The organism is Mycobacterium heidelbergense (assembly GCF_050205645.1).
Classification (GTDB): Bacteria; Actinomycetota; Actinomycetes; order Mycobacteriales; family Mycobacteriaceae; genus Mycobacterium; species Mycobacterium heidelbergense_A.
This window is the reverse complement of record NZ_JBNMQT010000031.1, coordinates 1-9,176: the sequence shown is the minus strand read 5'-3', so window position 1 is coordinate 9,176 and position 9,176 is coordinate 1. Positions and strand designations below refer to the sequence as shown.

General features: G+C 63.1%; 6 protein-coding genes and 1 pseudogene. 5 read left to right on the top strand and 2 right to left on the bottom strand.

Features of this window, described 5'->3' with window-relative positions; genetic code table 11:
- Positions 1-73 precede the first annotated feature (73 nt).
- From ACQI5H_RS22895 to ACQI5H_RS22880, 4 genes are all read left to right on the top strand, one after another.
- Positions 74-727 (top strand): TetR/AcrR family transcriptional regulator, encoded by a 654-nt coding sequence (locus tag ACQI5H_RS22895; RefSeq protein ID WP_427081579.1) that lies wholly within the window; start codon positions 74-76, stop codon positions 725-727.
- A gap of 627 nt (positions 728-1,354) precedes the next feature.
- Entirely contained in the window at positions 1,355-1,744 is a 390-nt protein-coding gene (locus ACQI5H_RS22890; protein ID WP_427081578.1) for a hypothetical protein, read from the top strand.
- A gap of 304 nt (positions 1,745-2,048) precedes the next feature.
- On the top strand, positions 2,049-2,696 hold the full coding sequence (locus tag ACQI5H_RS22885; protein ID WP_427081577.1) for a TetR/AcrR family transcriptional regulator: 648 nt from the start codon (positions 2,049-2,051) through the stop codon (positions 2,694-2,696).
- An 80-nt stretch (positions 2,697-2,776) separates the two neighbouring features.
- Positions 2,777-4,282, top strand: coding sequence for a hypothetical protein (locus tag ACQI5H_RS22880; RefSeq protein ID WP_427081576.1), 1,506 nt, complete (start codon positions 2,777-2,779; stop codon positions 4,280-4,282).
- 25 nt (positions 4,283-4,307) lie between these two features.
- Here ACQI5H_RS22880 and ACQI5H_RS22875 read toward each other — a convergent pair.
- Positions 4,308-5,735, bottom strand: a pseudogene (locus ACQI5H_RS22875) (MinD/ParA family ATP-binding protein); the annotation flags it as partial.
- 1,039 nt (positions 5,736-6,774) lie between these two features.
- On the opposite strand from ACQI5H_RS22875, the gene ACQI5H_RS22870 reads away from it, so the two are divergent.
- Positions 6,775-7,272, top strand: coding sequence for a hypothetical protein (locus ACQI5H_RS22870; RefSeq protein WP_427081575.1), 498 nt, complete (start codon positions 6,775-6,777; stop codon positions 7,270-7,272).
- 97 nt (positions 7,273-7,369) lie between these two features.
- Here the strand turns inward: ACQI5H_RS22870 and ACQI5H_RS22865 are convergent.
- The coding region (locus ACQI5H_RS22865) for a LuxR C-terminal-related transcriptional regulator (protein WP_427081574.1) at positions 7,370-9,176 on the bottom strand (1,807 nt) is incomplete at its 5' end.

Genomic DNA, 9,176 nt, shown 5'->3' with positions numbered 1-9,176 from the left:
ATCGCCCTGATACACCGGTACACTCCGATTCAGTCAGTAGCAGCATCAGGCTTCCTAAGGTGACTGGTTGACTATGACGTCTAGGCCGGACACGGATTCCGCCGTGATCGTCCAGCGCGACCGGATCCGCGACGCCGCCCGGGCAGTAATCGAGGAGCACGGCCCCGATGCGCTGACCAGTCAGATCGCTAAGCGCGCTGGGTTGGCCCGCCCGAATGTCTACCGGCACTTTGCCAGCAAGGACGACCTAGACCTCGCGGTGGCCGTCAGCGCCTATGAGGAGTTGCGAGCCGAAATTCGGACGCGGTTAGACCACTGCGATACCCCACTTGACGTGATCCGTGCGCCGATTGCGACACAGGTCACCTGGGCGCAGGGACACCAGAACCTGTATCGATTCTTGGTCAGCCGCGGCCACTTGTGCAGCGCGCAGCGCACGCCCAAGCGCAGCGACTTCGCTGCCGAACTTGCCGCGGCGGGTGCACGCTACTTTCCGCACATAGCCGACGATCCCGACGCCGCCGAGGGTATCGTCGTCGCACTAATCGGGCTGGTCGATGCGTGCGTCCTCCGATGGCTGGGTCGGCCCGTCGAGACGCCGGAGCGACTCATCGACGACCTCACCGCACACGCGTGGCTGATAGTCGACCACCACCTCCGCGGATTCGGCGTCAGCCCGGATCCTCTTTCGCCCCTGGCGCGGGGCCAACAGGTTGACAGGCTGTAGCTTAGGCGGCTGGCCCTTGCCCCGGATCGATACAAGATGTATCGTCTGTCGATACAGCGTGTATCAGATACGCGTCCTGCGGTAGCGAAAGGTCCGAAGTCATCGCCACCATGGCAGCCCAGTTCTTCACCTTCTCAACTACATGCAAAGCGCCCCGACCAGTTGCGGGCGAGTTACGGCAGCCGCTGTACGCCGGGCTCTTCGACGCCCACAGGGGCGCCGAGCCGGCGGTTTTGCGACGGGCGACAGTTCGACAGACCCCTGAGTCATGCGGCATCCGGGAGCTGCGACATGTATAGCCGCACAGTTGCGCAACACCACCTTGGCTCGATCGTCGTTCGTCATGATGAGGGATCCTCGAGTGAGGTCGTCGTCCGCGCTGGGCTGGAGCCGGGCCACCCGACTGCCTGGTGTATCCGCCCGGGAGCACATCCAGTCATCGCTGATCACGGAGCTGGCGCTGCCCTGACCACGCAGGTGTTTGGCGGCGTCTGCGACCGCTGTGGGCAGACGTATTTGGCGCGGCGTTTCCCGCACGGATTGTGCCTGAGCTGTTTGCCCGCCAGCTCCACGGGTCTGAGCCCAGCCGCCTGGCCCGCTGACCCGGTTGGCTAGAGAGAAGATCACATGAGCGATCCCGACCAGAACCGGAAACTGGATGCATTTGCCCGAGTCGCACAATGGTACTTCGCCAACCCGCCCGCGACATGGTGCCTTGCACGTCACCCCTCAGGGTGGTGTGTCACCGCCGCCGACGGCACTTTTGTCAGCGCGCACCGCACGAAGCGCGACGCGGCCGCCAACCTCACCGACGGGCCCTGCGCCAAAGCGCATTACGCCACCTTGGACTGGTACCTCGGCTACTCCAACGATGCCTGTCTGCGCCCACCAACCGCAGCTGAACGCCAGGCGGTCGCTGGGGTGCTCTCTTCTATAGCGTTACCCCGCCGATCCGAGCGTTGGAACAGCGATCAGACCGCCGGCGTGGTGAATGACCATATGACGCAATACAACTGACGTGATGCGCTTCCGCACGAGTCGCGCTTCGACACCGGCCTTGAGGACGACCGAGGTCACCGGTGTGAGCGTTGCCGAAACGATCGGACGGCAATCGTATCCATGTGGTCGCGCAGCATCTGTGTGTCTTCGGCGAGTGCGGCCGCGATGAGCGCGGCTGGGACCGTCGCCCTCGCACCGAGCACTGCGCCGGCGAACTCGACACTGGTGGATCTAGCGTCGGCCACGACCTGGTAAGCACGCGGCCCCATTGTGCGATACACTTTGTATCAACCGTTAGCAACACCGGCCCCGACGAGGTGAAGTGAAAGCGACGTCGACCGACTCCTCCCCGCTCGTGCGCTACGAGCAAATTCTCGAAGCCGCACGCACCGCGATCGAAGAGTATGGTCCCGATGCGTTGACCGGCCAGATCGCTCAACGCGCCAGACTCGCCCGGCCCAACGTCTACCGCCACTTTGCCAGCAAGGACGACCTCGACCGAGCGCTGGCCCGCAGCGTTTATCACGAGCTGCGCTCCGAAATCCAGGCATGCTTGGACTTGCCTGGTACCCCCCTTGATGTGATCCGGGAACTAACCGCTGCCCAGGTCAGCTGGGCAGACAGGCATCCAAACCTGTACCGATTCCTGGTGAGCCGCGGATATCATCGCAAGTCCCAGCCACGAACGGTCGAGCGAAGCTACCTCGCCACCGAAATCACCGCTGCCGCAGCTCGCTACTTCCCGCGCCTCAGCGACGACCCCGACGCTGTCGAGGCCACGCTCGTCGGGCTGATCGGACTTTTCGACGCATCCGTCCTTCGGTGGCTTAGCCGCCGGGTTGGCACCCGTGACCAACTCGTTGACCGACTTACCATCCAGGCTTGGCTGATTCTCGACCACCACTTGCGCAAAATCGGCGTACATGTCGACCCCGCCTCGTCGCTAACGCGGTCTCCAGCGGCCCGCTAGCTAGCGCCGAGAGCCCTGAACCGCGGGGAAATACGAATGGTCGCCTAAAGTGAAACCCGACACTGGGGAAGGAGTCGCGCGTGGAGGCCGCACAGGCGATTTCACTGGTGTCGGATTTCGTCCGGGCTAACGGCTTGGATTATCCCAGCGAGGGGTTGGAGGCGGTTCGCTTCGAGGCGGGCTGGCGGGTATATGCACCGGTAGGTATCGACAAAAGCGATCCCATTGCATTTCTGGACATGCCTGTGGACCAAGCGGTGTTCTTGGTTGGCGACTCCGGGCGCGTGCACCAAACGTCGACGTCGATTCCGCCTCGTCAAGCTCACGAACGCTTCACAGCGCAGGAAGTTGCCGTCGAGCGCGCCCAAAGCGCGTCGGATGACTCAGAATTCATGGCCGGGGTCACGCGGCAGCCCAGCCGGCTCAGCGCCGACGGCCCGTCGAGGGTCAGCGATTTGAGCGTCGACGCCCGGCCCGAGGAAGATGCCGGGGTACAGGCACGGATCGCCGCCGAAGCGTCGCGGTTGCTCGACCCCATCGTCCAACAGCTAGCGCAACGTGGCCCGCGGGGCTGGGAGCGGTTTTCGGCGGTGTTCGCGTTTACGGTCTCCGCCGAAGTTGCACAGCTACGGTTCTGGCCCGATGACCAGCCGGGACTGGTGCCAGTCCCGGAGTCGATCGCGCAGCTGGTTCGGCAGCAACGAGAAGTCACCGCGGCCATGCCGGCGGGACCGTGGTGGCGGCTGCTGTTGACGGTCACTAACTGCGGCGCGATGACCGTCGACTATGACTACGGCGACGAACCATTTCCTGACGACCAGTTGCTGACCGCCGAGCACTATCGCAACGATCTCGACGCCTATCGCCGTCCTCGCGTACCGATATGGCTGGCCGGCTATGTCGCGGGACCCGTACAGGGTCGCGAACCCAAGCGGGCCGCCATCGAGGTAGCCGCCGACCGCGCCGCCGGAACCGCCGCCACCCCCGCCCCAGATTTTCCGGCACTGCCCGACCTATTGGCACGCTGGGCGGTGCTCTCGGCAACCTACGTCGGCGCCGAATCTCATTGGGGGCCACGGATTTTCCCCGGCTACGCCTGGTATGAAAGCGACCACCGCAGCGGATCGACCCTCTACCTGCTGCCTGGACGGCGCGCCATCCTCTCCGGCGGGAAATGGAACTCTCCGCTACTCGAAGCCGCCTATAACGGCGGCCAACCCCTCCCCGACCTCTACACCGGGGCGCCCGTGTGGGTCAACAACACAGTGCTTAACACCCGCTACCGCAACGGTCTGCTCAGCTTCTGCTTCTGGTGGGACGACTGTCACTGGTATCGCGGGGCCACCGGCACCGCCGGGGAACTCGACGAGCCCCTCCCACCGGTCTGGTCCGCCGAGAAAACCCTCCAAGCGATGATGAGCCAAACAGGTCCCAACACCGAGGACCAGTGTCACAGCCTGCTCACCGCGGCCAGCGGTCACGCCGCAACCAACGACGACGTCGCCGCGATATTCACCAACCATCCCGGCGCCGACGTCGACGCCGCGGTCAACCAGCTCAGTCTGGCGGGACTACTGGCGCCATGAGCCAGCCCCGGCGGCCGTGGCCAGGCTAGCGGGCCTGTAGCAGGGGGAAGTTCTCCGCAACGGCGCCTGCCAACTCGAGGTAGGCCTGTCGAGTCGCTGGTTTCAACATTCCGAAGTCGACGTCGGCGCCCTCCGCCAGGTGTGGATCGAACGGGATGACATGGATCGACCGGCAACGTGCCTCGAAAAATTCGCGGACTTTGTCCAGTTTCAGCGCGGCCGAACCCGGTCGTGCCGCACTGAGCACCACATGGCCTTGCCGCACCAGCCTCGAATGCCCATGCTGCATAAGCCAATCCAGCGTCGCCGATGCGCTTCGGACCGCGTCCATCGCCGGTTGGCTGACTAGTACGATCGCATGCGCCAAGTCGAGGACACCGCCCATTGCCGAATGCATGATGCCAGTGCCGCAATCTGTCAGGATCACGTTGTAGTAGTGGCCGAGAATGCCGACCACGCGCCGATAATCCGCCTCGTCAAAAACGTCAGCCGCGGCGGGATCCTGCTCGCTTGCCAAAACCTCTAGCCGGCTGACGGCCATCCGCGTGTGGGCCCGAACATCGGCGTAGCGCTTGATATTTGGGTCCATCAGCAGATCGCGCACCGTCGAATCGGTGGAAACATCGCGGACACGCTCGCCCAGCGTTCCACGGTCCGGATTGGCATCCAGCGCGATAACACGGTCGTGGCGGGCCATCGCCAGTGCTGAACCCAAACCCAATGTCGTCGTGGTCTTTCCGACTCCACCCTTGATTGAGAGCACCGCGATCCTGAAGTCGCCGGCGATGGGCTGGCGGATCTGGGAGAGCAGATCATCCTGCGCCCGGTCTTTGCGCGAATCACCAGGATTGATGTGTCCCCGCGTGGCTCGGTGAACCGCGCGACGCCAACCTGATCGCGGCGCGAACTTGCGGGGGTTGACGACCTTCGCCTCGTCGAGCGACGGCGGCATCCGAAACGTCTGTACCGGGCGAGCTTCTGGTGATCTGGCCGCAGGTGACTGGGCGGGCGGGGCTTGCACGCGTTGTTCCCAGGCCGGCGGCGGCAGTGCGCCAGGTTGAAATGGCGGCCACGCCGGAGTCCCGGGTGGAACCCACCAGGAGGGCGGCGCCGGGGCACCGGGCGGCCAGCCTGGAGGGGGCGGCGGTAGCGGCGCTCCCGGTGGCGGGAAGCCCGATCCTTGCAGACCTGGTTGCGGCTCTTGCGTCGCGGCCGAAGGGGGTTCTTTGACAGGGCGTCCCATGCCCGGTTCATCTACATCGAAGGCCATGTGATCCTGGTTCTCAGGAATCATGGATGCATGAACTTCCCTTGGGGGCAGCGACATTGGGTGGGCAGACTGCTCGAGGGATCTGTCATTGCCACCTGAAACAGGCTGCGTGTGAAGCTGTTCGGGAGCCGAGTTGCTTTCTTCGGCGCGGTAACCACCATCTGCTCGGCCGACATCGTGCGCGCCCAGATCGCCTGTCGCCAGGCTTTGACGCGTGAAATTGCCGTCGCCATAACCAGGTTCGGAGCCCTGCACCGGATGCTCATTCTCATCCGAAGCTGCGTGCCCGCTAGATCGCTGCTCCCACGGGTCGGGTGGCTCGGGGACGAACGGATCCCCGATCATCTTGTCGGCCAGTGCCGCCTCGCCATCCAGGGGCGTGCCGTCCCAGGAAGAACCGTGATCGTCCAAGCTGTCGCCGTGACGTTGCGGCGGCCATACCTCCTCACCGCGATACGCGTCCTGGGCTGAGAGCCAAGGCGGGCGCTGCAGTCCCCGACGATCGTCGTCAGGTGGCTCGTGTCTTGGCAATTGGACTCCCAGTACAGCCGAATTGGTCAACCCTCGACCATGGTAAGCGCACGATATGTGAAATGAAGCCCTCGTTGCTGCGCCATCGTTCCTTAGGGAGGTGCGCACCAACCGGCGATGATCGCCATCACCTTACCTGACCAGCAGGTTGATTCCAAAGTACAACGAGACAACGCCGTACCTTCAGCGACGGTCAGCGACGCACGCAATGGACCTCGCCGCACGATTTTGCGGGGTAGGTAGGTATGACACTTATCGCCTACCGATGTCGCCGGTATCTCATTGGACCGACAATGGCCTTGTGTTTATCCAAGGAGTTCACCTCGGGTTGGGCGGCGCCAGCTGCACACGGCGCGCCGTCGATGAAACGCGCGATGGCGCAGCTTACGGCCGATTGGCCGAAGGTGGTGGGGTGAGGATGAGGGGAGTCCACATGACCTTAGTAGATGAGCTGCCGAACCCGGACCGGCGTGCGGTCCGCAAGCGGCATGGCGCTCAGGCGTGACCGAGATGGTTCGGTTGCCCCGCGCCCGCGGGAGGCGAAACCGGCCGAGACCGCGATCCACGTGCGGTGTCTGTCCTCCGGCGATGCTGGGAGTCAATTCGGCTGCGGCAGCAGATTGCTCCCGGAACCAACATTCGATTTTCTGCTCAAACTTGACGCAGTCCAAGGCACAAGGATCAGTGACTCATGACGATTATCAACCCAACTACATTGTCTCGGCAGTTTGATTCGTCGGAGCATGACACGATGCGACGTAGAGTAGGGCTCCTAACCGACCGTGGTGTTGATGCCGCTATTGCGATGCACAAAGACGTCATGCGTATCTATGAAGACGCGTGGAACGCTCACACATTCGATTTCGAGAGCGATGTTGGGCACTTTATGGCTCCCGATATCACCATCGTTTCGGGAGGCATGCTCGGCGGACGATCTGTGCTGGCTGAGACATCGGAAGCGCGCGCCGACTATGTCCGCAATAGCAAAGCGATCGTTACCATGGATTTAGAGCTGTCGTGCGTCGCGCATCTAGACACCACCGTTGTGGTCGTGGCCGAAGGCGATTTCACCTTCACCTATCCTGATCGGACGACATACACACAACAAATACTCGTTTCATCCACCCTACGGCTCCTCTGTGGCAGGTGGGTTTTCCAACACATTCATTGCGGAAGAGATTGTTTCTAGCCGGGCCATTGTTTTAACCGTGGACGCCTATTTTGGGCTACTGGGGTACCTGGACGGGGCCGGCGCCCGATTGCTTTGCAATGAACGCCGGCCCCGTTCAGCCACGGGGCCGGCGTTGGACGGAAGATCGTGGTTTCTCTGGGCTGTTCCGCAGAATGTGGGAGCGTTCCTGCGAAATGCGGTGGCGGAGATCCTGTGGAACGAAACGAACTATATCCTCGCGTGACTTGATCACTAGCTTCTGAAGTATCGACGACATGTGCGCATCGGTGGTCTTGGTCGAGGTCCCTCGGCGCACTCCGATGGCGCTATTGGGCCAGCCCGCTGCGGCGAGGATCGCCACTTCCTGCTCGGCCTTCGACAAGTCATGCCAATTCGAGGCGACCTTTGTGGCGGGATTGTTGCGAGACAGAACGTCTATCGGCAAAGCGCCCAGCGCGACTCGCTGCAACTCGAAATGCTCAGGGGACAACCGCGATCCCCGTGTTTCGAGGTCGGCGTAGGCGTCTGGTCCAAGTACCTCGCGCGCGACGTTTTCAGCAGCGCTCATTTCATCGGCGAATGGGCCCATGTTCTCAATTCCCATGCCCAGGCGGGCTCGCTGTGTCTTCAGGCCTCCGGCAAGGTAAGCGATCTCACTCGCCAGCTTCACCGAGGTGCTGCGCTTGGCGTCTGCGCCCGCAGGCCGATCGGTGATCAGTCGTGCCAATGACCATACGCGAATGTGGACCGCCCAAGTCGTGCCCCGCTGATCTCCTAGGGGTACCTGGTAGGTAAGCGCGGCGCGACCCAGCTTCAATGCCTCTTCGGCATCGCCATGTTTGGTCAGCGCGATTGCCAACATCATCTGGGCCCAAGCCCTCGCCCACTTTGCACCGGCGCCGGTGGTCCGCTCGAGGTGACGGTGACCGATGCTCATCGCCTGTTGAGCCGATCCGTAGAAACCGGCTGCCATGGCCTCGAACATCTCGCTCATCGCTTCGCCCCCACGGTCTGCGGCGGCATGAAACTTCTCGCGGGCACGAGCAAACACAGCGATTGCCCGCGGATCCCGGCGCGCCAGCAACAGCTCAGCACCCCAGGCGTAGTCGACCACAGCGGGCAACCCGACATCGGTTTCTGGCTGGTCATGCCAGCGCCCGCCGCGGGCTGCACCTGCATTGCACTCAACAACACAGCGTTCCAAAAGCTCTTCGCCGTCTTGAGGACACCCCTGAATCAGGGCCAACCAAGCGGTCAGGGCAAGCGCGGCACGCTGCAGCTCGGTCTGCTGGGTCCCCGATGCAAGGCTGGCCGCCAGGGTCTGCTCGATGCGGTTTCGGATCTCCGTCAGCGAACCGATGTAGAACGGTGCGCGAAGCGCAAGCATGCCGACACAGATCTGCAGGCCCACGATTGGATCACTGGCTGGCATGCTGGTGTCGATCGCGCGCCGGATGTTTGACCACGCTCCTATCGCCCAGGTCAACAGATCCTGTTCAGCGGGACTAAACCATTCGAGTTGCGCGCGCAGGACCTTGTCGCGGTAGTAGTGGCGGTGCCGCCGCGCCAGCCGAGCCGGCTCATCAACGTCTGCGGTGGACCGCTTGGCCAGTCGATCCTCAGCGAACAGACGAAGGCTTTCCAGCAACGAGTAGCGCGCCCCGTCAGCGCTGATATGGACCGATACCAGCGACTGTTCGACCAATCGGGCGAGCAGCTCACCGATTTCTGTGCGGGCAAGATGAACCGCTTCGCGACCGTGATCGGCACCTGCAATGCTGGGCGTATCGTCGCAACCTTGGATCGGCATGTCGTCGGCGCAGACCATCTTGATGGCCTCCAACTCCGCGCCCACATCGACTGTCGTGGTGCCGAGGTCCTCGGGGTTGACGTCATAGCCGGGGGCAAACGCCGACAACCGG

What these genes read in the sequence shown, in the direction of transcription:
- ACQI5H_RS22895 (WP_427081579.1), top strand. Translation starts at nt 74, where the DNA reads ATGACGTCTAGGCCGGACACGGATTCCGCCGTGATCGTCCAGCGCGAC.
- ACQI5H_RS22890 (WP_427081578.1), top strand. Translation starts at nt 1,355, where the DNA reads ATGAGCGATCCCGACCAGAACCGGAAACTGGATGCATTTGCCCGAGTC.
- ACQI5H_RS22870 (WP_427081575.1), top strand. Translation starts at nt 6,775, where the DNA reads ATGACGATTATCAACCCAACTACATTGTCTCGGCAGTTTGATTCGTCG.